Annotated in this window: 18 protein-coding genes and 1 pseudogene; all 19 read left to right on the top strand. The window is 44.9% G+C overall.

The window, feature by feature from the left end; genetic code table 11:
• The first annotated feature begins 16 nt into the window (after window positions 1–16).
• Window positions 17–820 carry a phosphatidate cytidylyltransferase gene (locus tag MHI27_RS19080; RefSeq protein ID WP_042189422.1) on the top strand — a complete coding sequence of 268 codons (804 nt, stop codon included), beginning with the start codon at window positions 17–19 and terminating at the stop codon, window positions 818–820.
• Window positions 821–840: 20 nt separating this feature from the next.
• A complete protein-coding gene (locus MHI27_RS19075) occupies window positions 841–1,980 on the top strand; it encodes a 1-deoxy-D-xylulose-5-phosphate reductoisomerase (RefSeq protein ID WP_341053187.1) in 1,140 nt (379 codons plus the stop codon).
• Window positions 1,981–2,127: 147 nt separating this feature from the next.
• On the top strand, window positions 2,128–3,402 hold the full coding sequence (rseP, locus tag MHI27_RS19070) for an RIP metalloprotease RseP (RefSeq protein ID WP_042189420.1): 1,275 nt from the start codon (window positions 2,128–2,130) through the stop codon (window positions 3,400–3,402).
• A gap of 25 nt (window positions 3,403–3,427) precedes the next feature.
• Window positions 3,428–4,876, top strand: a complete 1,449-nt coding sequence (proS, locus tag MHI27_RS19065) for a proline--tRNA ligase (protein WP_405174478.1) — start codon at window positions 3,428–3,430, stop codon at window positions 4,874–4,876.
• A gap of 271 nt (window positions 4,877–5,147) precedes the next feature.
• A complete protein-coding gene (locus MHI27_RS19060; RefSeq protein WP_405174477.1) occupies window positions 5,148–9,476 on the top strand; it encodes a PolC-type DNA polymerase III in 4,329 nt (1,442 codons plus the stop codon).
• 199 nt (window positions 9,477–9,675) lie between these two features.
• A complete protein-coding gene (gene rimP, locus MHI27_RS19055) occupies window positions 9,676–10,143 on the top strand; it encodes a ribosome maturation factor RimP (protein WP_042128863.1) in 468 nt (155 codons plus the stop codon).
• Between the two features lie 26 nt (window positions 10,144–10,169).
• Window positions 10,170–11,267 (top strand): transcription termination factor NusA, encoded by a 1,098-nt coding sequence (nusA, locus tag MHI27_RS19050; protein ID WP_042189417.1) that lies wholly within the window; start codon window positions 10,170–10,172, stop codon window positions 11,265–11,267.
• 27 nt (window positions 11,268–11,294) lie between these two features.
• Window positions 11,295–11,603, top strand: coding sequence for an RNase P modulator RnpM (gene rnpM, locus MHI27_RS19045; RefSeq protein WP_042189416.1), 309 nt, complete (start codon window positions 11,295–11,297; stop codon window positions 11,601–11,603).
• Window positions 11,596–11,917 (top strand): annotated as a pseudogene (locus tag MHI27_RS19040) (YlxQ family RNA-binding protein); the annotation flags it as partial. The gene rnpM and the pseudogene MHI27_RS19040, both read left to right, overlap by 8 nt.
• Entirely contained in the window at window positions 11,912–14,557 is a 2,646-nt protein-coding gene (gene infB / locus MHI27_RS19035) for a translation initiation factor IF-2 (RefSeq protein WP_076299231.1), read from the top strand. The pseudogene MHI27_RS19040 and the gene infB, both read left to right, overlap by 6 nt.
• Window positions 14,558–14,575: 18 nt before the next feature.
• Complete coding sequence (rbfA, locus tag MHI27_RS19030; protein WP_042128856.1) at window positions 14,576–14,923, top strand: 30S ribosome-binding factor RbfA; 348 nt, start codon at window positions 14,576–14,578, stop codon at window positions 14,921–14,923.
• Between the two features lie 70 nt (window positions 14,924–14,993).
• The gene (locus MHI27_RS19025; RefSeq protein ID WP_042189414.1) at window positions 14,994–15,971 is read left to right on the top strand and encodes a bifunctional oligoribonuclease/PAP phosphatase NrnA; all 978 of its coding nucleotides are present in this window, start codon (window positions 14,994–14,996) and stop codon (window positions 15,969–15,971) included.
• The gene (truB, locus tag MHI27_RS19020; protein ID WP_042189413.1) at window positions 15,968–16,882 is read left to right on the top strand and encodes a tRNA pseudouridine(55) synthase TruB; all 915 of its coding nucleotides are present in this window, start codon (window positions 15,968–15,970) and stop codon (window positions 16,880–16,882) included. The genes MHI27_RS19025 and truB overlap by 4 nt, the downstream gene beginning before the upstream one ends.
• A 37-nt stretch (window positions 16,883–16,919) precedes the next feature.
• Entirely contained in the window at window positions 16,920–17,867 is a 948-nt protein-coding gene (locus MHI27_RS19015; RefSeq protein WP_042189412.1) for a bifunctional riboflavin kinase/FAD synthetase, read from the top strand.
• A gap of 148 nt (window positions 17,868–18,015) precedes the next feature.
• Window positions 18,016–18,285: a 30S ribosomal protein S15 gene (gene rpsO / locus MHI27_RS19010; RefSeq protein WP_036656390.1), complete on the top strand. Its 270-nt coding sequence runs from the start codon at window positions 18,016–18,018 to the stop codon at window positions 18,283–18,285.
• A gap of 392 nt (window positions 18,286–18,677) precedes the next feature.
• On the top strand, window positions 18,678–20,780 hold the full coding sequence (gene pnp / locus MHI27_RS19005; RefSeq protein WP_042189411.1) for a polyribonucleotide nucleotidyltransferase: 2,103 nt from the start codon (window positions 18,678–18,680) through the stop codon (window positions 20,778–20,780).
• A 246-nt stretch (window positions 20,781–21,026) separates the two neighbouring features.
• Window positions 21,027–22,010 carry a polysaccharide deacetylase family protein gene (locus MHI27_RS19000; protein WP_405174476.1) on the top strand — a complete coding sequence of 328 codons (984 nt, stop codon included), beginning with the start codon at window positions 21,027–21,029 and terminating at the stop codon, window positions 22,008–22,010.
• Window positions 22,011–22,086: 76 nt separating this feature from the next.
• Window positions 22,087–23,355 (top strand): pitrilysin family protein, encoded by a 1,269-nt coding sequence (locus tag MHI27_RS18995; RefSeq protein WP_042189409.1) that lies wholly within the window; start codon window positions 22,087–22,089, stop codon window positions 23,353–23,355.
• Window positions 23,330–23,776 carry a dUTP diphosphatase gene (gene dut, locus MHI27_RS18990; RefSeq protein ID WP_197071224.1) on the top strand — a complete coding sequence of 149 codons (447 nt, stop codon included), beginning with the start codon at window positions 23,330–23,332 and terminating at the stop codon, window positions 23,774–23,776. Before MHI27_RS18995 ends, dut begins: the two co-directional genes overlap by 26 nt.
• Window positions 23,777–23,859: the final 83 nt, after the last annotated feature.

Here is a 23,859-nt window from a genome sequence, read left to right as displayed (position 1 = left end):
TAGGAGATGGAAACCTTTGAAGCAGCGATTGATTACCGGAATTGTTGCCGGAGCACTATTTTTAGGCTTATGCGTGTTGGGAAACTGGCCATACCAGTTGTTACTTACTGCCATGGCTTTTATCGGGTTTTATGAATTTGTGAAAATGATAGGGATACCTGCGCTTTCCGGTTCTACCGTTCTTGGTTATGCAGCCATTCTAAGTTTTATGATCCCTTGGAATTTGCTTGGGATCTCTGCACCCTTATCGTGGGAACAAGGAATTTGGATTCTGCTGCTGTTGTTCCTTTTAGTTACAGTTTTTACTAAAAATAAATTAGATATTCGAGTAACAGCCTTGCTGTTTACTGGTATAGTATACATTGGAATGGGTTTTTCTTATATGGCCATGGCTCGTGCATCGGATGACGGACATGGTTTGTTCTGGACTTTTTTACTCCTCTTCTGCATTTGGGGTAGTGATGCCGGGGCTTACTTTGTTGGAAGAAGCATGGGGAAGAACAAACTTTGGCCAGCCATCAGTCCCAACAAAACGGTGGAAGGTGCAGTAGGTGGGGTGCTGATCTCGATGCTAATCGCGATCGTGTTTGCAATATTTGCTCCTGAACATCTAGCGATAGGACGAGCGCTCCTTATAGGGCTTTCTTGTGCGGTCTTGGGTCAGCTTGGTGATCTTGTGCAATCTGCTTATAAACGTGCGTATGGTATCAAAGATTCAGGCACACTTCTGCCAGGTCACGGTGGTATCCTTGATCGATGTGACAGCTGGATTATCGTATTTCCATTCGTACATATCCTAACGCTCATGCCTTACTATTAACGGAAGGAGAGGGTATAACTATGAAAAAAATAAGTGTTCTTGGTTCCACAGGTTCGATCGGCACTCAGACTCTAGATGTCATCGCTATGCACCCAGACTCTTTTCAAGTAGATGGCTTGGCAGCTGGAACGAATACAGCGTTATTGCTGGAACAAGTTCGTCGGTTTAATCCTCGTCGTGTTTCTGTTGCAACAAAGGAGTTGGCAGATGAGATTAGATCCAGTCTGCCTTCTGGCATACAGCTATACAGCGGGAATGAAGGTCTTGTTGAGGTGGCAGCTGGTGGAGATGCCGAAATGGTCGTAACGGCTGTTATGGGTAGTGTAGGCCTCCAATCCACGTTAGCTGCGATCGAAGCAGGCAAACATATTGGACTAGCTAATAAAGAGACTTTGGTAACGGCAGGACACCTCGTCACTGATCTAGCTAATCGTAAGGGTGTTAAGTTGTTACCTATTGATAGCGAGCATTCTGCTATTTTTCAGTGCTTAAATGGTGAAAATCTCGCGGATATTGCTTGCATCACTTTAACGGCTTCTGGTGGATCCTTCCGGGATTTCACTCGTGATCAACTCAAGAATGTAACAGTAGAAGATGCACTTCGTCATCCGAATTGGAGCATGGGCGCGAAAATCACGATTGATTCTGCTACAATGGTGAATAAAGGGCTTGAGGTGATTGAAGCGCATTGGCTATTTGGTCTACCTTATGAACAAGTAAATGTACTTTTGCATCCAGAGAGTATCATTCACTCATATGTGGAGTTCCGCGATAGCAGCATTATTGCTCAGCTTGGTAATCCCGATATGCGTGTCCCGATTCAATATGCGCTCACGTATCCCGAACGCTGGGAATCGCCGGCACAGCGTTTGTCATTAGCTGAAGTTGGACGTTTGACTTTCCGAGAAATGGACTATGAACGATTCCCTGCACTTAAGCTAGCCATGGATTGTGGAAAAGCTGGAGGGACAGCTACTACTGCTTTTAATGCCGCGAATGAAATTGCTGTTGCTCGTTTCTTGAGTCATGAGATCCCATTCCTGCGCATTGAGGAGATCATCGGTGAAGTGCTGCATCGTCATATTAACGAGAACAATCCGAATTTGGAACAAATTGAATCCTGTGATAAGCGTGTTCGTGAGCTGGCAGCAACGCTGTAGAACGTAGTGAAATCTCTAGATAAGCTGGAAATACTTACTTTGCCCTAAAAATAGGTTGGGACAGTTGATTCTCTTGTGCCTGATCGGAGAATAATGATAAATTAAGAGGACATACTTCGGTCTTACACCTAAAGGGGGATGATACGTTTGGAAATGGTTCAAGTCGTTTTATTAACGGTGCTCATGTTTTTTGTCCTGGTGACTGTACATGAATGGGGTCACTATTATTTTGCCAAACGCGCCGGTATTCTCGTGAGGGAATTTGCTATCGGTTTCGGTCCGAAACTGTTTTCTTATAAACGGAATGAGACACAGTTCACTTTGCGTTTACTGCCTTTTGGCGGTTATGCTCGGATGGCTGGTGAAGATCCAGAAATTATTGAAATTGGCTCAGGACAGACCATTGCAGTAAGACTCGGTCAGGATAACAAAGTGAAAAATATTTATCTGGACGCACTGGATACACGTAAAAATGTAATCCGTGGTGAGGCTTTGCATACTGATCTTGAAAATGATCTGCAAATCCGCTTGGATGTGGATGGCGAAGTTACTACTTATGATGTTCATCCTCAAGCGATGATGATTAAAGGAACGCAACAGACTCAAATTGCGCCTAAAGATCGCCAATTCGGTAGTAAAACCGTGGGTCAGCGTGCATTGGCTATTGTTGCGGGTCCTGTGATGAACTTCCTGTTAGCCTTTGTTCTGTTTGCCATCCATTTGCAAATGGTTGGAATTCCGGTGGAGAATCCTACTTATGTTAAGATCGGTGATGTCTCTGAAGGAATGCCTGCACAAGAGGCGGGATTGCAGAAGGGTGACATTATTGTCTCCATCAACGGTGAGAAGATTGGTGCCGATTACCAAAAAATGATTGACTTAACCTCGGAGTCCAAAGGGAAAGAAATGAAATGGATGCTTCAACGTGGTGATGAGACCCTTAATGTGACTCTCGTTCCTCGTAGCATGGAGGGACAAGAAGGCGGTAAAATCGGGATTACACCTGAGCTTCCTACCCGCAAAGCAGGGGTTGGAGAGACGTTGACAGGTTCAGGCAAAGCTATGGTCGATACGACGGAAGCTATCTTTCTGGGCTTTAAGCAATTGATCAATAAATTCAATATGGATGATATTGGAGGTCCGGTTCGTACCTTTGAAGTAACCGGTCAAATTGCCCAACAAGGCATTCAGTATCTTACCTATTGGGCTGCTATCCTAAGCTTGTATCTGGGGATTTTCAACCTATTACCGATTCCAGCACTCGATGGAAGCCGTCTGGCGTTCCTAGGTGTGGAGGCATTACGCGGTAAACCTGTAGATCCGAGTCGTGAAGGTATGGTTCACTTTGTCGGATTTGCACTGTTATTTTTATTAATGATTGCTGTTACGTATAATGATATTTTACGTTTGATCAGCGGCTAATTTTCTTCGGGAGGCATTCCATTACATGGCAAAAGATAAGCAATTCGTTACGGAAATCACGCCGCAAAGCGAGGATTTCTCACGCTGGTATATTGATGTTATAAAAAAAGGAGACTTGATGGACTACTCTCCTGTTCGTGGCTGTATCGTATTTAAGCCAGAGGGCTATGAAATATGGGAGCATATTCAGGAGGAAATGAACCGTCGCCTCAAGGAAACTGGGCATCGTAATGCTTATTTTCCAGTGTTCATTCCAGAGAGTTTCTTTCAAAAGGAAAAGGATCATATTGAAGGCTTTAATCCCGAACTGCCATGGGTAACTGAGGCTGGTGGAGACGTGCTTGAAGAACGTCTGGCTGTCCGTCCTACTTCTGAGACCATGTTCGGGCATATGTATTCCAAATGGATTCAGTCCTATCGTGACCTTCCTGTACTTATCAATCAATGGGCGAACGTGGTTCGTTGGGAGAAGCGTACTTTACCATTTATCCGCACTACTGAGTTTCTTTGGCAAGAAGGGCATACTGCGCATGAGAATGAAGCCGAAGCTCGTGAAGAAACCATGAAGATGCTGGATAACTACCGTGATTTTGCCGAGACATTCCTTGCCATTCCGGTGATCACTGGACAAAAGACACCTTCCGAGCGTTTTGCTGGTGCAGTAGATACGTATTCTATTGAAGCGATGATGAAAGATGGACGTGCTGTTCAGGCTGCTACCTCACATTACTTGGGTACCAAGTTTGCAACAGCATTTGAGATCCAGTATTTGAGCCGCGACAATAATTTAGAATATGTGCATACCACCTCATGGGGATCCACTACACGCTTGATTGGTTCGCTGATTATGGTGCATGGTGATGACCGTGGTCTTGTTCTGCCACCTAAGGTAGCGCCAACTCAAGTGATTATGATTCCGATCGGACCTCCTAAAACTCGCGAAGCCGTGATTGGACGGACAGACGAGCTGTTCAAGGAGCTGAAGAACGCAGGTGTTCGTGTACGTGTGGATGATCGTTCGGATGTAACGCCAGGTTGGAAGTTCAATGAATATGAAATGCGCGGTATACCTGTGCGCTTGGAGCTTGGACCACGCGATATGGAGAATGGCGTTTGCGTTATCGTATCCCGTGTCACAGGTGAGAAGAAGATAATTCAGCAGGAGAACCTTGTTGAAGAGGTACAAGCAATGCTCGAGCAGGTTCATAATGAAATGTTCGAACGTGCCCTGAAATTCCGTGAGGACCATTTCTATTCTGTAGATTCCTTGGAAGAAATGAAAGCTTCAATGGAAGAAAAACGCGGCTTTGCACTAGCTGGCTGGTGTGGTTCCGAAGAATGCGAGTCCAAAGTTAAGGAAGAGACAGGTGCGGGTAGCCGTAACATTCCTTTCGATCCGGCGGAGAAGAAACAAGTCTGCATTTGCTGTGGTAAACCAGCTGTGCATACTGTGGTTTTTGCAAAGGCATATTAATCTTTTGGTACCGATCAACAGTCTTGTAGTATTTTAATCTAGCTTCTGGAGAGAGGAGTCAGCGGGCCGAAAAAACCCAATGCTTTTTGAATCCAGAAGCTTTTTAAAATATAAGAATTTATAGGCTTACGTAATAAATTATCCTTTTATTTCTCGCATAAACACTTACCGTCCTCATAAGGACGCCGAAGGCGTTTATGCTTGTCATATTGTACTTTCACTGAATATCATTGATTGTGTTTTACGGAGTTATCAAAGGTGGGAGGAAAGCATGGAACAAAACCAGGAGAGAAGAAAAAGATTCGAGCTCTTGATGAAGCAAGGTGAAATTCCACCTGCAATTATGGATCCCTACTTTTTAGATGGATATATAGAGCGTGTAGAGATCAGCCGTGGTAACCGAGACTGGCAAATAGTGATTACGAAAGAAAGTCTGGTTCCAGCGCAGGTATACCGGACATTTTGCCTCAGAATGCGCGAGAAGCTACAGCATATAGCCAAAGTAAGCTTTTTATTCGTATATGATCAAAAAGTTAGTAGAGCAGAGCTAGTCCAAGAATATTGGGGATTGTTTCTGGAGTGGGTGACTCGCGAGATCCCTTCGGTTAATGGCTGGCTGACACGTTCTACCCAAGAGCTTAAAGATGACACTTTAATGCTGACGATGAGTGACTCCACTTCTATGGAGCTGGCTCGTAAAAAAGGCATCGATGGGGCAATTATTAAATTTTATGATAAGTATTTCGGTCTCTCCTTAAAAGTTAAAGTGCTAATGGCAGAGAACGAAAATAATAATGTTGAAGCATACGAAGAATTTCAGCAAAAGCTTCAGCAAGAACAACGCGAGATCGTTGAGCAGATGATGACTGCTGTAGAAACAGAAGCTCCTGCTGATGATAGCGATCCTAATGAAGTAATTAAGCTTCAAGTGGGGTATGAAATTAAGGAACAGGCCGTGCCGATTCTTGAAATTCAAGATGAAGAGAAGAAAATTACAATTCAGGGTACCATTTTTGGTCTGGATCGTAAGGAACTTCGCAATGGCAGTACTTTGTTCACCTTCAGTTTGACCGATTTCACGGATTCTCTACAAATGAAGATGTTCGCGAAGACTAAAGATGATCTGAAGGTTATGAGTCAGCTAGCAAACGGTAAATGGGTAAGAGCACGCGGAAAAGTTGAATATGACCGTTTTATGCAGATTCCTGAGCTAGTGATGATCCCTTCGGATTTAACGGAAGTTAAGGCACCGCCTGCGCGTAAAGATACGGCTCCTAAGAAACGGGTGGAATTCCACCTTCACACTACGATGAGTACGATGGATGCGGTCACTCCGATCACTACCTATGTCAAAACAGCTGCCCAGTGGGGGCATCCTGCGATTGCTATTTCTGATCATGGCGGAGTTCAGGCTTTTCCTGATGCGAACCATGCAGCTCATAAGCATAAGATAAAAATGATTTATGGCGTGGAAGCCAATGTTGTGAATGACTCTGTGAATATTGTCGAGAATGCTCAGCCTTTGGACTTGAAGACAGCTACCTATGTAGTGTTTGATATAGAGACCACGGGGTTATCGATTACCCGCAATAATATTACGGAGCTGGCGGCCATTAAAATGTGTGAGGGCAAAGAAGTAGACCGTTATTCTACTTTTGTTAATCCGCATGAGAAGATCCCTTATCATATTCAGCAATTGACCAATATTACGGATGAAATGGTTAAGGATGCTCCTGATCTTGAACCAGTGCTGCGTAAGTTTGTTGAATTTGTGGGTGATAGTATCCTTGTTGCTCATAACGCCAGATTTGATATGGGTTTTATTCAGGCCTCGTTACGTAAAATAGGTGAACCTGTGCTTCCGAATCCATCTCTTGATACGCTTGAGCTCGCTCGGTTACTATATCCAAGCATGAAGAATCACAGGCTGAACACATTAGCCGATAAATATAAAGTTCTTCTGGAAAGCCATCACCGTGCGATTGATGATACCATAGCGCTCGGCGGTATATTAACAGGATTGCTCGCAGATGCTGAAAAGATGAAGGGCATGACCCGCCTTGATCGACTAAACGATTATGTGGGTAATGATCTTTCGAACACAAGACCATTCCACTGTAATATTTATGCACTTAATCAAGTAGGCAAAAAAAATCTCTATAAGCTCATTTCCATGTCACATACGGAATATTTCAAACGTGTACCATGTATTCCGAAATCCAAGCTGGAAGAGCATAGAGATGGACTGCTCGTAATTTCCGGTTGTGAACGTGGAGAGTTTTTTGAAGCAGTACTCAACAAAACGACTGAGGAAGCCATGGAGGTTGCTCATTTTTATGATGTGCTGGAGATTCAGCCATTGACCATGTACATGCACTTGGTGGACAAGGGTTTTGTAGCAGGCCCTGATGAGCTTCGCGATGTAGTCCGCAAGGTTTGCGAAATAGGGGAACAGTTGAATAAACCTGTTATCGCAACGGGGAATGTGCATTATCTTGAACCCCGGGACAAGCTGTATCGTGATATTACCATTAATGGGATCACAGGCTTTAGTCCGCTTAAAGACCAACGCAAACCGGATGCACACTTCCGCACAACGGATGAAATGCTGTCTGAATTCGAATTTCTCGGTGCTGAAAAAGCGATGGAAGTCGTGGTTACGAATACAGTTGAGCTGGCAGAACGTTTTGAAGAACTGGAGCTATTTCCAGACAAGCTATTTACACCAATTCTTGAAGGGGCGGACGAAGAAATTCGCGAGACCTGTTATAACACTGCCAAATCCATTTATGGCGAAGAACTACCTGAAGTAGTTATTGCCCGTTTGGAGAAAGAGCTTGCACCGATTATTAAATTCGGGTTCTCTGCCAACTATTTGATTTCTGAACGTCTCGTTAAAAAATCAAATCGAGATGGATATCTCGTAGGCTCGCGGGGTTCTGTAGGCTCTTCTGTAGTAGCTACATTTCTTGGGATTTCAGAAGTTAATCCTTTGCCTGCGCATTATATTTGCCTAAACCCTGAGTGTCGCCATAGTGAATGGTTCCTGGACGGTAGTGTGCGGAGCGGATTCGATTTACCAGATAAAGTCTGCCCGGATTGCGGTCAGAAGCTCAAAGGTGAAGGCCAGGATATTCCGTTCGAGACCTTCCTTGGATTTAAAGGGGATAAAGTTCCCGATATCGACTTGAACTTCTCAGGGGAATATCAGCCGAATGCACATAACTTTACCAAAGAAATGTTTGGTGAGAAAAATGTATTCCGTGCCGGAACGATTGGTACCGTAGCTGAGAAGACAGCCTTCGGATTTGCAAAAAAATACGAAGAACTTCACCAGAAACGTTGGCGTGGAGCTGAAGTTGGCCGTCTGGCGGCCGGCTGTACAGGCGTTAAACGTAGTACGGGACAGCATCCGGGTGGTATAGTCGTTGTTCCAGACTATATGGAGGTAGAAGATATTACGCCAGTACAATTCCCGGCGGATGATGTCAATGCCGAATGGAAGACCACACACTTTGATTATCACGCTTTTGACGCGAACTTGCTGAAGCTTGATATTCTGGGTCATGATGATCCGACGATGATGCGGATGCTGCAGGATTTGACAGGTGTTGATCCAACTTCTATCCCGATGAATGATCCGAAAGTAATGAGTATGTTTAACTCTACAGATGCACTTGGAGTGAGACCTGACGAAATCAGATCACCGGTTGCGACCTATGGTGTACCCGAAATGGGTACCAAATTCGTACGTCAAATGCTTATTGAGTCGAAACCATCCAGCTTTGCTGACTTACTGCAAATATCAGGTTTGTCACATGGTACTGGAGTTTGGCTTGGTAACGCGCAAGAGCTTATAAAGAATAACACTTGTAACATTAAGACCGTTATCGGTTGTCGGGATGACATCATGCTCTTCTTAATTTATAAAGCGGGAATGGATGCGAGTTTGGCCTTTAAAATTACCGAGAGTGTTCGTAAAGGTAAAGGTTTATCTGAAGAATGGATCGAGGAAATGAAAAAGTGCAAGGTTCCACAATGGTATATTGATTCTTGTCTGAAGATTCAATACATGTTCCCGAAGGCGCATGCTGCTGCATACGTAATTTCTGCAGTACGTACCGCCTACTTCAAGCTGTATCATCCTATTGAATATTATGCGACTTATTTCTCTGTACGTGCAGCAGATTTTGATATTGAACTGTGCTGTAAGGGATATGAAGCGATCAACCGTCAGATCGTAGAAATTGAGCAAAAAGGATTTCAAGCTTTGCCTAAGGAAAAGGCTATGTTGCCTGTCCTTGAGATGGCTTTGGAGATGACGGCACGTGGGTTTACATTCAAAAACATTGATCTTTACCGTTCGGAAGCGAATAAGTTTATTGTTGATGACAAGAGTTTGATTCCTCCGTTTTCCGCACTAGCGGGAATTGGTGAGAATGCTGCTATCAACATTGCCGCTGCGAAAGATGCCGGGGAGTTCCTTTCTATTGAGGATTTCCAGCAAAAATCCAAGGCGAGTAAGACAGTTATTGAGCTGCTAACCAATATGGGCTGCTTCCGCGGCTTACCGGAGAGCAATCAACTTTCCCTATTTTAAAGGCTTTAACAACACTTATTTCATGGCTAGAAAAGAGAGCTCCAAAGGGGGAGTCAAGGGCTAGCACTTGTCAGTCCAGACTCACTATGGTATAATTTCTTTGGTAATAATGAGATAAGTCCGTTGTGTAAAGAGTGGGGAAACCCACTCTTTATCTTTGGTATATAGCAAAAGACAAGTTCGTGGAGGTAATTTTCTTTTGAGCACACCCAAATCTAAAATTAAACAAACGGTAGAGCAGATGCTCGGGCCCTATCTCGACGACAATGGTTTCGAACTGGTGGACGTTGAATACGTGAAGGAAGGCTCCAATTGGTTTCTGCGTATATTCGTAGATAAAGAAGGCGGCATTGATATTGATGACTGCGGAAGCATTAGCGAATATTTCAGTCAGCAGTTGGATGAGAATGATCCTATCCCTGAGGCATATTTCCTTGAGGTTTCCTCACCGGGAGCAGAGCGTCCTCTCAAAAAAGCTGCGGATGTAGCTAAAGCGGTAGGTAAGGACGTGTATGTGACTGTTTATGAGCCGATTCAAGGACTCAAAGAATTTGAAGGTCGTTTGCTCTCGTTCGAGAACGAGGAACTGCTCATCTCCGCGGGCAAAAAAGAACATGTAGTACCGTATGCCAAAGTCGCAAGCGCGAGATTGGCCATTATTTTTTAACGTCTTGAAAGGGGGGCCGGAAATTCATGAGTATGGAGTTTATTGAAGCAATGAATGAGCTGGAAAGGGAGAGAGGCATCAGTAAAGATGTGCTGTTCGAAGCGATCGAAGCGGCGCTGATCTCTAGTTATAAACGTAATTTCAATGCAGCACAGAACGTGCGTGTTGACATGAACCGCAACACAGGTGTCATTAAAGTGTTTGCCCGCAAGCTAATTGTTGAAGAGGTCCTGGATACAAGGACTGAAATCTCATTGCCGGCAGCCAGAGAAATTAACCCGCATTTCCAGCTTGAAGACATTGCTGAGCTTGAAGTAACACCACGTGATTTCGGGCGTATTGCTGCACAGACTGCAAAGCAGGTTGTAACACAACGGATTCGCGAAGCAGAGCGTGGACTCATCTATAATGCCTTTATTGACAAAGAAGATGATATTGTAACAGGACTTGTACAACGTCAAGATATGCGGAACATTTACATTGATCTTGGTAAAATCGAAGCGGTCTTGCCGCTTAGCGAATTGATGCCAGGTGAGAAGTTTAAACAAAGCGAGCGTATCAAGGCTTATATCACTAAAGTTGAGAACACCACCAAAGGACCGCAAATTATGCTGTCCCGCAGTCATCCCGGATTGCTGAAGCGTCTGTTCGAACTAGAAGTTCCGGAAATCTTTGATGGTGTAGTTGAAATTCGTTCCGTAGCTCGCGAAGCTGGCTTCCGTTCGAAGATTGCTGTGTATTCCCGCAATCCGGAAGTGGATCCAGTTGGTTCTTGCGTAGGCCCAAGAGGAACACGCGTTCAAACCATCGTTACTGAGCTTCGTGGCGAGAAGATCGATATCGTCCGTTACTCTGATCTGGTGCAGGAGTATGTCGCTAATGCACTCAGCCCTTCTAAGGTGCTTGAAGTTCAAGTCTTTGAAGCAGAGAAAATGGCACGGGTGATCGTTCCTGATTATCAATTATCACTGGCTATCGGTATTAAAGGGCAAAATGCACGTCTTGCCGCTAAGCTTACCGGCTGGAAAATTGATATCAAGAGTGAAAGTCAAGCGGAGCAGGAATACGGTAGACCGAGAACTTCTATTGATGAAATGCATCAGGATTCCGTCTCCATTGATTAATTAACCTGCTTGACGGGAGGCGTATGTATGAAACAAAGAAAGGTGCCGCTGCGCAAATGCGTTGCTACCCAGGAGATGATGCCGAAAAAAGAGCTGATTCGAGTGGTTAGAACGCCCGAGGGTGAAGTACTGATTGATCTGACAGGAAAGAAGTCAGGCCGTGGTGCTTACATATGCGGCAAGCTTGAATGCTTTAAGCTGGCACAGAAGAATAAAGCACTTGACCGCGCTTTGAAATGTCAAGTGAGTCCTGAAATCTATGACCAGCTTGCCCGGGAGTTTACTTCCGTGGAAGAGCAGTTTCTAGCAGCAAAGGATAGTGAGGATAATGAGTAAGGCGCTTTCTTATTTAGGGCTTGCCATGAGAGCAGGCAAGATAGTCACCGGCGATGAGGCTGTACTCAAAGCTGTACGGTCTTCAGAGGCGAAGCTGGTCGTTCTGGCAGGTGACGCTTCAGATAATACCCAAAAAAAGTTCCGTGATAAATGCGGAACCTACGATATTCCACTAGTAATCGCATTTCACCGAGACAGCCTCGGTGCAAGTATTGGTAAAGACCAGCGTGTAGTACTGGCCATTACGGATAAAGGATTCGCGGAAATGATCTCCAAGCAACTCGGAGATACTGTCGGAGGTGGATTTATTGACTAAAGAAGAGAACAAAGATAAATTGCGCGTGTACGAATACGCCAAGTCACTAAACATGAGCAGTAAAGAAATTATTACAATTCTGAAGCGTTTGAATGTCCCTGTGAATAATCATATGAGTGTCATGGAGAACGGTTCCGTGAACAAAGTAGAGCAATTCTTCAAGGATATCAAGTCGAACGCTGCAGCCAAACGGGATACCAGCTCTAGCAGCCGTCCGGTGACAACCGGTGCGGTAACTGCCGAACCCCAAAGTGCTCAGAATGCCAACAAAAATCAACAGGAAAAGCAGGTAGGTATGAACAGTAACCAAAACAACAACCAATCGACGACGTCCCCAAGGCCCCAAAGCGGACAAGATTCCCGCAGAACAACAACAGGTTCAACGCAGAATGCACGTCCGCAACAAAGCGGAGCTCCACGTACTAACAGTACTAGCGGAAGCCGTCCGCAAGGAAGTAGCACAGGCGGCAATCGTCCACAAGGTAGCAACACTGGTGGCAGCCGTCCGCAAGGAAGTAATACTGGCAGCCGTCCACAAGGTAGCAGTACCGGTGGTAGCCGTCCGCAAGGTAGCAGCACTGGTGGCAGCCGTCCGCAAGGTAGTAATACCGGTGGTAGCCGTCCACAAGGAAATAATACTGGCAGCCGTCCGCAAGGACAAAGCAGTGCACCTCGCACTGACAGCCGCCCACAAGGTCAATCTGGCACTGGCGGTGGCTTCACACGCGGTGACGACAGAGGTCCTAAGAAGAACACAACTGGTGGTAGACCAAATACGAACAATAGACGGTTTGATGATGGCAAAGGCGGTAACTACCGCGGTCGTGGTGGTAAGAATGGCCGCGGCAAGAATCAGCCAATGGTTCACCGTGAGAAGATCGATAACACACCTAAGAAGATTATCGTTCGTGGTAGCATGACTGTTGGTGAAACAGCAAAATTGCTTCACAAAGACGCTTCTGAAGTAATTAAGAAGCTGATCTCTATGGGTGTTATGGCAACCATCAACCAAGAGCTGGATATCGACACCATCCTGCTACTCGCTGCTGAATTCGGCGTAGAAGTAGAAGTGAAGATTCCTGTTGATGAGGATAGCTTTGAAACTGTGGAAGAGAATGATGCTGAAGAAGAACTTCAGTCACGTCCTCCAGTAGTTACGATCATGGGTCACGTTGACCACGGTAAAACTACTTTGCTGGATGCCATTCGTTCGACGAGTGTATCTCTAGGCGAAGCAGGCGGAATCACACAGCATATCGGTGCTTATCAAGTTGAAATCAACCAGAAGAAAATCACGTTCCTAGATACACCTGGTCACGAAGCATTTACTGCTATGCGTGCTCGTGGTGCACAGGTAACAGATATGACTATTATCGTAGTTGCTGCTGATGACGGTGTTATGCCTCAGACCGTTGAAGCTATTGCACATGCTAAGGCTGCTGGACTTCCGATTATTGTCGCTGTTAATAAAATCGACAAGCCGGGTGCAGATCCTGACAAAGTGAAGCAAGAGCTTACAAGCTATGAACTCGTTCCTGAAGAGTGGGGCGGAGATACCATCTTCGTTAACCTTTCTGCAAAACAACGTATTAACTTGGAAGAACTGCTGGAAATGATTCTGCTCGTTGCTGAAGTAAATGAGTACAAAGCGAACCCTGACAAACGGGCACGCGGTACGGTTATAGAAGCTGAGCTTGATAAGAATCGTGGACCAGTTGCACGTGTTCTGGTACAGAACGGTACATTGAAAGTCGGCGACGCTTTCGTAGCAGGTAACTGCTTCGGACGTGTACGTGCGATGGTTAATGATAAAGGACGTAAGATCAAGGAAGCTGGACCTTCCACACCAGTAGAAATTACTGGTTTGACTGAGGTACCACAAGCTGGCGATCCGTTTATGGCTTTCGAAGACGAGCGTAAAGCCCGTGCGATTGCTGATAGACGTTCCACATCCCAACGTCAATCTGAGCTGAATACGAACACCCGTGTAACATTGGATGATTTGTTCCAGCACATTAAAGACGGCGAAATCAAAGACCTTAACGTTATCATTAAAGCTGACGTACAAGGTTCAGTCGAGGCACTTAAAGGTTCCCTGGCTAAGATCGAAGTGGAAGGCGTCCGCGTGAAGATCATTCACAGTGGTGCTGGTGCCATTACGGAATCCGATATTACACTTGCAGCAGCATCTAATGCTATTGTTATTGGCTTTAACGTTCGTCCGGACGCTCAAACTAAGGCAGCTGCTGAACAAGAAAAAGTAGATGTTCGTCTCCATAACATCATCTACAATGTAATCGAGGAAATTGAAAGTGCAATGAAGGGTATGCTTGATCCTATCTATAAAGAGAACGTTATCGGTCACGCTGAAGTACGTAGCGTCTTCAAAATCAGTAAAGTGGGTACCATTGCAGGTTGTATGGTAATTGATGGTAAAATTACCCGTAATGCTGAAATGCGCTTGATCCGTAGCGGAATCGTTGTATTTACAGGTAAAGTTGATACCTTGAAACGCTTTAAAGATGATGCCAAAGAAGTGGCGCAAGGTTATGAATGCGGCATAACTTTGGAACGCTATAATGACGTCCAAGAGGGCGACATTATCGAAGCGTTTCTTATGGAAACTGTAGAGCGCTAAGCGAAGAGGTGAATATAGATGTCTAAAATTAGAGCAGGACGAGTGGGCGAGCAGATCAAGAAAGAGCTTAGTCAACTTATCCAAAGCGGACTGAAAGATCCTCGAATCGGTTTTGTAACTGTAACTGGCGTAGACGTGACTAACGATCTGTCGCAAGCGAAAGTATACCTAAGCGTGTTCGGGGATGAAGAGCAGAAGTCAGGCTCCCTTAAAGCGATTGAGAAAGCTAATGGTTTTCTTCGCTCCGAGCTTGGCAAGGCGATACGCCTTCGGCATACACCGGAACTGATCTTCAAGATCGATGAATCTGTCGCTTATGGCAGTCACATTGAGAAACTTCTTGGAGAGCTTCATAAGAACGATTAGAAATAGGTACTAAAAGGAGTTCAAAATAGCTCAAGGCTATTTTGAACAACCTTTATAAAGGAGACGGCGAATGCAGAGCTATGAACAAAGTCTCCAGCAGACCCGTGAGTTTCTGCTGGAACACGACGATTACCTTGTAGTGTCGCATGTTCAGCCGGACGGAGATGCAGTCAGCTCCACCCTAGCGGTGGGCTGGCTTCTCTCATGTCTGGGCAAAAAATACACTATGCTGAATGAAGGACCGATACCGAAGCGGATGGAATATTTATGGCATTCGGATGAAATCATCAATATGGCCTCTAGTGAGCCGCCCCGTCAATACAGCAATGTGATCTGTGTGGATTGTGCTGATTTTCAGCGAGTAGGACTGACTCATCGCTATTTTGCGAAGGATGCTCTAATCCTGAACATTGACCATCATCCCACTAACAACGGTTATGGACTTGTGAATTTAATCAAACCGGATGCTGCTGCGACTGCGGAAATTTTGTTCGATCTGCTGAAGACGTTCGATATTGAATGGGACATTGATATCGCCACAGCTTTATACACAGGTCTTTTGACAGATACTGGTGGATTTCGATATACCAACACATCACCAAAAGTAATGGCAGCCGTATCTGAACTGCTTTCTTATGGCGTTAACGGTCCTGAACTGGCTGAGACATTACTTGAAGAAATGACATTGCCGCAGATTAAAATTTTAAATAAAGCGTTAAATACTCTTCAATTATCACCCGAAGGGGATATTGCCTGGCTCTATGTTACACCGGAGGATATGATTGAATGTGCTGCTGCTAATGAAGATTTAGAAGGTCTCGTGAACTACCCTCGCAATATTCGAGGTGTGGAGGTAGGGATTTTGTTCAAAGTCATTCATGAACATGCGGTTAAAGTTAGTTTGCGTTCTGCTGGTAAGGTGGACGTGGCTGATCTAGCGCAAACGTTTGGAGGTGGCGGTCATACCCGTGCTGCAGGCGCGCGTATAGAAGCTACACTCGAAACGGCAATATCGCAGGTGCTTGAGGAGGTAAGACGTCATTTATGAGTGAATTAGAAGGTGTACTGGCGGTTTACAAGCCGGCCGGCTTCACTTCACATGATGTTGTGGCCAAGGCACGTCGTATTCTCGGCATGAAACGGATCGGACATACGGGAACGCTTGATCCACAGGTAACAGGTGTGCTGCCACTTTGTCTGGGCCGTGCTACTCGTGTCGTGGAGTATATTCAGGAGTTGCCCAAAGAATATGTGGCAACACTGAGACTAGGGATGTCCAGTGATACTGAGGACTTAACTGGGACTATTATAGAAACTGTAGATGAGGTGCATGTAACTGAAGAAGAGATTCTATCAGTGCTCGCTTCATTTAAAGGGGTTATTTCTCAGGTTCCACCGATGTATTCTGCGGTTAAAGTTGACGGCAAACGTCTTTATGAGTTAGCAAGAGAAGGTAAAACCGTTGAACGTAAAAGCCGTGAAGTAGAGATTTATGAAATTGAAATGACGGATATGACTTGGGAAGGCAATCATCCCGATATCACATTCCGGGTGCTTTGCTCTAAGGGGACGTACATTCGTACGCTCTGTGTCGATATCGGACGAGCACTTGGACTGCCGGGTGTGATGGTGAAACTAGAGAGAACGATGTCGGCAGGGATTTCAGCCAGTCATTGTCTTACGCTAGAGGATATTGCGACTCACAAGGAAGCCGGAACATTGGAAGATCATTTAATCGCTGCAGACGAAGCCATTTCTCATATGCCAAAGCACACTGTAATGGATGAGAAAAAGAAGGCAGCTTTGCAGGGGCAGCGTTTGTCCTCACGATTTATAGCTCCAGAGGTGAAGACGAACAGTCAATTTCGGCTATACGATCTTCAAGGTGGATTTCTTGGCATTTATGAATTGGAAGATACAGGTGCAATTGCTCCAGTGAAGGTATTTGCACAAGCTTAAATCAATTTTACCAAGTGAATTGTAGGTGAGAAACAGCGTGAGAACCGTAACGTTAACTTATCCGATGTCTCCGGAGACTGCTGCAGAGTGGGCTCAGCCTCAAGTGGCTGCTCTAGGGCAGTTTGACGGATTGCATCGTGGACATGCTAGCGTCATTACATCCGCTGTGGCCCTAGCCCGTAAACAAGGTGTGCCGGCCGCAGTCCTTACATTTCATCCACATCCTAAAGATGTTATGGGTAAGGGTGATTATGAAGGGTATTTGACGCCACCCGTAGAAAAGCAGGAGATTCTTGCTAGTTTGGGTGTCGATATCTTATATGTTATTGAATTTAACGAGCAGCTTTCCCGTGTAAGTCCACAGAATTTTGTCTCTGTTATGCTTTTGCCGCTACATATTGTAACTGCAGTTGTCGGCTTTGACTTTCGTTTTGGTTATCAAGGTGAAGGCGATGTTGAAATGCTTCGCAAGCTGGGTGAAGGTGTTATGAATGTAGAGGTTGCTCCCCCTTTTCTGCTAGATGGTGAGAAGGTCAGCAGCTCCGGCATTCGTAAAAGTCTCCAAAACGGGGATTTAGAGCTGGCAAACTCCTGGTTCGGACGTTGCTACTATCTGCGTGGTGAAGTGGGTCATGGTGAGAAGAGAGGTCGCACCATTGGTTTTCCAACGGCGAATTTGAAGCTCAGTGCTCATTTTGTCATTCCGACTAAAGGTGTATATGCGGTCCGAGTCTTTTATAAGGATAAAGTTTTGTACGGGGTCATGAATGTGGGCGTTAAACCTACCTTTCATGAGGGTGTATTGACGCCAAGCTTTGAGGTCCATCTGTTTGACTTCGAAGGTGATTTGTATGATCAAGAGCTTAAGGTGGAGTTAGTATCTTACATTCGTCCTGAACGAAAATTCGAATCCATTGGTGCATTGATTACTCAAATCGGTGAGGATGCAGAAACCGCGAAGAAGATTTTGGGGTATAATCTATAGTCATCCCGGACAAGCCGTTTACTTTTGTTAATGGAGATGCTATACTAATAAACGTTGCTGGCTTACAGCACCATAACCTTAGCTTGGTTGCACGTTCTCACCGACGGTGACGAGGCTAATGGCGATTATATTGAAGGAGGTGAACAGGATGGCATTAACTCAAGAACGTAAACATCAATTGATCGACGAGCACAAAACTCACGAATCCGATACTGGATCCCCTGAGGTGCAAGTTGCTATCCTAACGGAGAACATCGTTAATTTGACTGACCACTTGCGTACGCACAAGAAAGATCATCACTCCCGTCGCGGATTGTTGAAAATGGTTGGACAACGTCGTAAACTTCTGGCGTATTTGAAAAACAAAGACATCAGACGTTACAGCGCCCTGATCGAAAGACTGGGATTGCGTCGTTAATTTTCCATAAGATAACCCTTAAAGCAGCCTGGTTGTATACCGTATGTCCTTCTCGGAGCGACAGCGGGACAGCTGGGTTGCTTTTTGAAAATTTAGGGAAAACTTTATAGCAAGACTGATGAGATTATTCGTAAAAACGGCCACTTTACATCATCTGTAAGACTTAGCCGTTTCTTCTTATATGTATACAGAACAGGCTACATACCTTAAATTATAAGAAAGTATATGTTTCATGCTATACTTTATCCTTATAATTCTCGCATAAACGCTACCGTCCTTATAAGGACGCCGAAGGCGTTTTTAGCTTGGGGACAAGCCTTTCCGATTCATTAGATCGATATGTGAACCTGCAATATTTGACTGCGGGTCTACTACTATTCAAGGAGGTATTTATGGAAAAACGTGTAGAAATGCAGCTAGGCGGAAGACGCCTTGTGCTGGAAACGGGCCGACTAGCTAAACAAGCAAACGCAGCCGTTATGGTGCGTTATGGGGATACTTCGGTATTATGTACCGTTACGGCTTCGAAAGAGCCGAAGGACCTGGATTTTTTCCCGCTTACAGTTAACTATGAGGAAAGATTATATGCGGTAGGTAAAATTCCGGGCGGATTTATTAAACGGGAAGGCAGACCGAGTGAGAAAGCGATTCTGTCCAGCCGTTTGACTGACCGTCCAATCAGACCACTGTTCCCTGAAGGTTTCCGTAACGATGTTCAGGTATTGAACATGGTAATGAGTGTGGATCAGGACTGCGCACCAGATATTGCTGCTATGATTGGTACTTCAGCTGCACTTAGTATTTCCGATGTGCCTTTTGATGGACCCATCGGCGGCGTTGCTGTAGGTCGGATTAATGGAGAATTTGTGATCAATCCGGATATGGCTCAGCAAGCAATCAGTGATATTTATGTAGTGGTTGCTGGAACGAAGGAAGCAATCATGATGGTTGAAGCAGAAGCGAACGAAGTGACGGAAGATGTGATGCTCGAAGCGATTATGTTCGGTCATGATGAAATCCGTAAGATCGTTGCAACCATTGAAGAACTGGTCAAAGTGGCTGGTAAAGAAAAAATGGCTGTGAAGCTGCATGCAGTGAATGCTGACGTGAATACTGAGGTCCGTGCATTTGCTGAGGCTCGTCTGGTGGAAGCCGTTAAAATTGCTGAAAAACATGCTCGTCAGGAAGCGATTGATGTCGTTAATGATGAAGCGGTTGCGTATTTCGTAGAGAAGTACATAGAAGCACCGGAGCTTCTGAAAGATGTTAAAGAAGTCCTACATGATATCGTGAAGGATGAAGTAAGACGTCTAATCACGCATGATAAGGTTCGTCCAGATGGACGTAAACTTGATGAAATCCGTCCGATTGAATGTGATACAAGCCTGTTGCCGCGTACACACGGTTCCGGTCTGTTCACACGTGGACAAACACAAATCCTTAGCGTTTGTACCCTTGGAGCTCTAGGTGATGTACAAATCCTCGACGGAATCGATCCTACTGAAACGAAACGTTTCATGCACCATTACAACTTCCCGCCGTTCAGCGTAGGGGAAGCTCGTCCGCTTAGAGCACCAGGACGACGTGAAATCGGTCACGGAGCACTTGGAGAACGTGCATTATCCAAGGTAATTCCTAGTGAAACTGAATTCCCGTACACGATTCGTCTAGTATCAGAAGCGATTGAATCTAACGGTTCTACTTCCCAAGCAAGTATCTGTGCCAGCATTCTGGCTATGATGGACGCTGGTGTGCCAATCAAAGCACCAGTAGCCGGAGTAGCAATGGGTCTGATCAAAGACGGAGATCATGTCTCCATCCTGACGGATATTCAAGGTATGGAAGATCATCTCGGAGATATGGACTTCAAGGTAGCTGGTACAGCAGAAGGTGTTACAGCTATTCAAATGGACATTAAGATTGCAGGTATCGATCGCAACATTCTTCAAGATGCACTTCAACAGGCTAAAGAAGGCCGTCTGTTCATCTTGGACAAAATGAATGAAGCGATCTCTGCGCCAAGACCTAATCTGTCCAAATATGCTCCAAAAATCATTATTATCAACATCAATCCGGACAAAATCCGTGATGTTATCGGTGCTGGTGGTAAGATTATCAATAAAATTATTGAAGAAACCGGCGTGAAAATCGACATCGAACAAGATGGCCGTGTCTTTATCGGTTCTTCAGATGAAGAAATGATCCAAAAGGCTCGTTCGATTATCGAAGGTCTTGTGCGTGAAGTACAAGTCGGAGAAATCTATGTAGGTACAGTTAGACGTATTGAGAAATTTGGTGCATTTGTTGAACTTATTCCGGGCAAAGACGGATTGGTACACATTTCCCAATTGTCTACTGAGCGTGTAGCTAAGGTAGAAGATGTTGTTGCTATTGGTGACACCATTACCGTAAAAGTTACCGAGATCGATCCACAAGGCCGGGTTAACCTGTCTCGTAAAGCAGTGTTGACTTCGGAAACTGGAGCTAAAGCGTAAGTTTGATCTTAGTAATAACCTTTACTAGAGGGATCTAATTTCATTATTAAAAGAGACAGAAGCGATTTGCGTTCTGGCTCTTTTTTTATATGAACGAGTTGGAAAACTGTAGCAAACATTCCTATCTATTAGTCTTGTATCTGTTCATGACATAAATTCCTCCCTTGTCTCATAGATTGGGACAAAGTGTCTTTGTAATCGTGTGGAACGAACCTGAAATTCGTTTCTACCGGGGAGGAAGTCGTCATGAAGACGGAAAAAGTGGCATTAGTGGTTGCTTGTGTAGCAATCGTGATAGGAATTGGTAGCACACAGGGACCAGTCAAGGACATGCTTGCGCAATTGAAGCCGCAGGATGATCTTGCGGTGTGGATGGATATCCCTAAGGCGGCGAACAACGATCTTCGTCTGAGGATTGAGACCGCCGCGGCCAAGCTAAATGCACCTCCAGTGGATGCAGTGGTTGACCGGGTGTGGAAAGCCATTCCGGGTTATAACGGACTTGAGATTGATGTAGAGAGTACCTATCAGAATGCTCTTTTGGCACCAAAAGAACCCATAAAGTTAGTGTATCGGCAGATCGAACCAAAAGTATCGTTAAATGAACTGGGAGCAGAACCTATATATCGAGGAAATCCGGCGAAACCGATGGTATCACTGATGATTAATGTGGCTTGGGGGAATCAGTATATCGTGCCAATGCTGGATATTTTGGATGAAGAGAACGTGAAAGTTACGTTTTTTCTGGATGGAAGCTGGCTGAGTAAGAATCCAGAGCTTGCTACAGAAATGTTAAAGCGTGGTCATGAGATGGAGAATCACGCCTATACCCACCCCAATATGAGTACTTTAAGTCGAGCGCGGGCTACCGTTGAGATTGAGAAGACGCAAAAGGTGCTAAAGGAATCGCTTGGAGTCACTAATAAATGGTTCGCGCCTCCATCTGGTGATTTCGATCAAGAGACAGTAGAAATCGCTAGCAGCTTGGGCTTAAAGACTGTACTCTGGACTGTAGATACGGTGGATTGGCGCAATCCTTCTCCTGAATCTATAGTTGCCAAAATCACAAGCAAAGCTGAACCTGGCACACTTGTTCTAATGCATCCTACTGCCTCATCCTCCAAGGCGCTGAAGGCCATGATACGCGGGATAAAGGCAAAAGGGTTACAGTTAGGAACAGTTAGCCAAACGCTGTCAACGGAGCGTCTAATCCCCTCTGATGTTGAGTGAGTGATCTATTTCTGGTAGGATTATAGGCACGTGTATTAATTTAGATAGAACATGGCTATTGCCAGGAGGACATGAAGTGGAAAAAATAGTATTATCCAATGGATTACGAGTAGTGATGGAAAAAATTCCGACCGGCCGGTCCGTTTCATTTGGAATATGGGTGAAGACAGGTTCTCGGAATGAACACCCTGGAAACAACGGGATATCCCATTTTGTAGAGCATATGCTTTTTAAAGGTACGGACCGATATAGTGCTAAGGATATTGCCGAGCAGTTCGATGCTATTGGCGGCAATGTAAATGCGTTTACTTCTAAGGAATATACTTGCTATTATGCAAAAGTACTGGATGAGCATCTGCCTATCGCAGTAGATGTATTAGCAGATATGTTTTTCCGTTCACGTATGGATGCTGAAGAGCTGGAGAAAGAAAAGAACGTCATCCTTGAGGAAATTTCTATGTGCGAAGATACACCAGACGATCTTGTGCATGATTTGATGTGTGCTGCTGCTTACAAGGATCATCCGCTTGCGTATTCTATCCTTGGCTTAAAGGAACGGCTGATGGAGATGAAGCCGGATGATCTTCGTGCCTACATGAAGGAGCAGTATACGATTGAGAATACGGTAATTAGTGTAGCTGGGAACATCAGCGATGGATTGATTGAGCTGCTGGAGCAGCATTTTGGTTCTTTTGCTAATCATGGCACATCTGCGCCGTTGACTCCACCGGATTATTATGGGGACTTGTTGTTTCACCGCAAAAAAACAGAACAGAATCATATCTGTCTTTCCTTACCAGGTGTCCGCTCTGGCGACCCATTGCAATATGCTATGGTGCTTATTAATAATGCCATTGGCGGCGGTATGAGCTCACGGATGTTCCAAGAGATTCGTGAAAAACGTGGCCTAGCCTATTCTGTATATTCATACCACAGTTCTCAAGCGGATTCTGGTTTGTTCACGGTCTATGCTGGAACAGCACCGAAGCAAACTAAGGATGTAACGGAGCTAATTAAGGAAATGATGTACGAACTTGCTACTGAGGGTCTTAGTGAAGATGAACTGAGAAAAGGCAAGGAGCAGCTTAAAGGTAGCCTTATTCTTAGCCTGGAAAGTACTAGTAGCCGGATGAATCGGATTGGAAAAAATGAACTTATGCTCGGAAAACATAACACATTAGACGATATGATCGCCAAGATTCAGTTAGTAACGATGGACAATATCAACAGTGTGCTTGATAATATGTTTGCTGAGCCGCTTTCTTTAGCGATGGTAGGTTCAACAGATAAAGCTATTGCAAATGTTAGGAGAGATGATCTTGTCTTATTACGTACAAATCAATAAACTAGCTGGAAACGAGGATGTTAATCTTCCTTGTAAAATGTCAGAACAGGCTTCCGGGTATGATCTATATGCCGCAGTTGGTAGCGAAGTCGTGCTTGCACCTGGAGAACGTGCATTAATTCCAACAGGCATATCATTAGCTATGCCAGACGGATTAGAAGCTCAAATTCGTCCACGAAGTGGACTAGCCTTGAAGCATGGGATTACGTGTTTGAACACACCTGGAACGATTGATGCTGATTATCGTGGAGAGATCAAAGTGTTGTTGATCAATCTAGGGCAAGAGCCATTTGCTATCGCTCGTAATGAGCGCATTGCCCAAATGGTATTTCAAGCGGTTCCAGTGGTCACTTTGGTTGAAGTAGATGCTTTATCCGAAACAGAACGTGGAGCCGGAGGCTTCGGTCACACTGGCAAATAATATGACTTATTAAAAAGCTTGCGAATTTATGCCCAATCGGCGTGATTCGCGAGCTTTTTTTCGTTTGAATATGACAATTTATA

The sequence above is a fragment of the Paenibacillus sp. FSL H8-0261 genome, from assembly GCF_045040645.1.
In the GTDB taxonomy this organism is placed as follows: domain Bacteria; phylum Bacillota; class Bacilli; order Paenibacillales; family Paenibacillaceae; genus Paenibacillus_AQ.
The sequence above is the reverse complement of the archived record's forward strand: the minus strand, read 5'-3'. Positions and strand labels throughout refer to the sequence as shown.

Coding starts and splice junctions, on each gene's coding strand:
- MHI27_RS19075 (WP_341053187.1), top strand. CDS start 841: ATGAAAAAAATAAGTGTTCTTGGTTCCACAGGTTCGATCGGCACTCAG.
- proS (WP_405174478.1), top strand. CDS start 3,428: ATGGCAAAAGATAAGCAATTCGTTACGGAAATCACGCCGCAAAGCGAG.
- MHI27_RS19060 (WP_405174477.1), top strand. CDS start 5,148: ATGGAACAAAACCAGGAGAGAAGAAAAAGATTCGAGCTCTTGATGAAG.
- nusA (WP_042189417.1), top strand. CDS start 10,170: ATGAGTATGGAGTTTATTGAAGCAATGAATGAGCTGGAAAGGGAGAGA.
- rnpM (WP_042189416.1), top strand. CDS start 11,295: ATGAAACAAAGAAAGGTGCCGCTGCGCAAATGCGTTGCTACCCAGGAG.
- rbfA (WP_042128856.1), top strand. CDS start 14,576: ATGTCTAAAATTAGAGCAGGACGAGTGGGCGAGCAGATCAAGAAAGAG.
- MHI27_RS19025 (WP_042189414.1), top strand. CDS start 14,994: ATGCAGAGCTATGAACAAAGTCTCCAGCAGACCCGTGAGTTTCTGCTG.
- truB (WP_042189413.1), top strand. CDS start 15,968: ATGAGTGAATTAGAAGGTGTACTGGCGGTTTACAAGCCGGCCGGCTTC.
- rpsO (WP_036656390.1), top strand. CDS start 18,016: ATGGCATTAACTCAAGAACGTAAACATCAATTGATCGACGAGCACAAA.
- pnp (WP_042189411.1), top strand. CDS start 18,678: ATGGAAAAACGTGTAGAAATGCAGCTAGGCGGAAGACGCCTTGTGCTG.
- MHI27_RS19000 (WP_405174476.1), top strand. CDS start 21,027: ATGAAGACGGAAAAAGTGGCATTAGTGGTTGCTTGTGTAGCAATCGTG.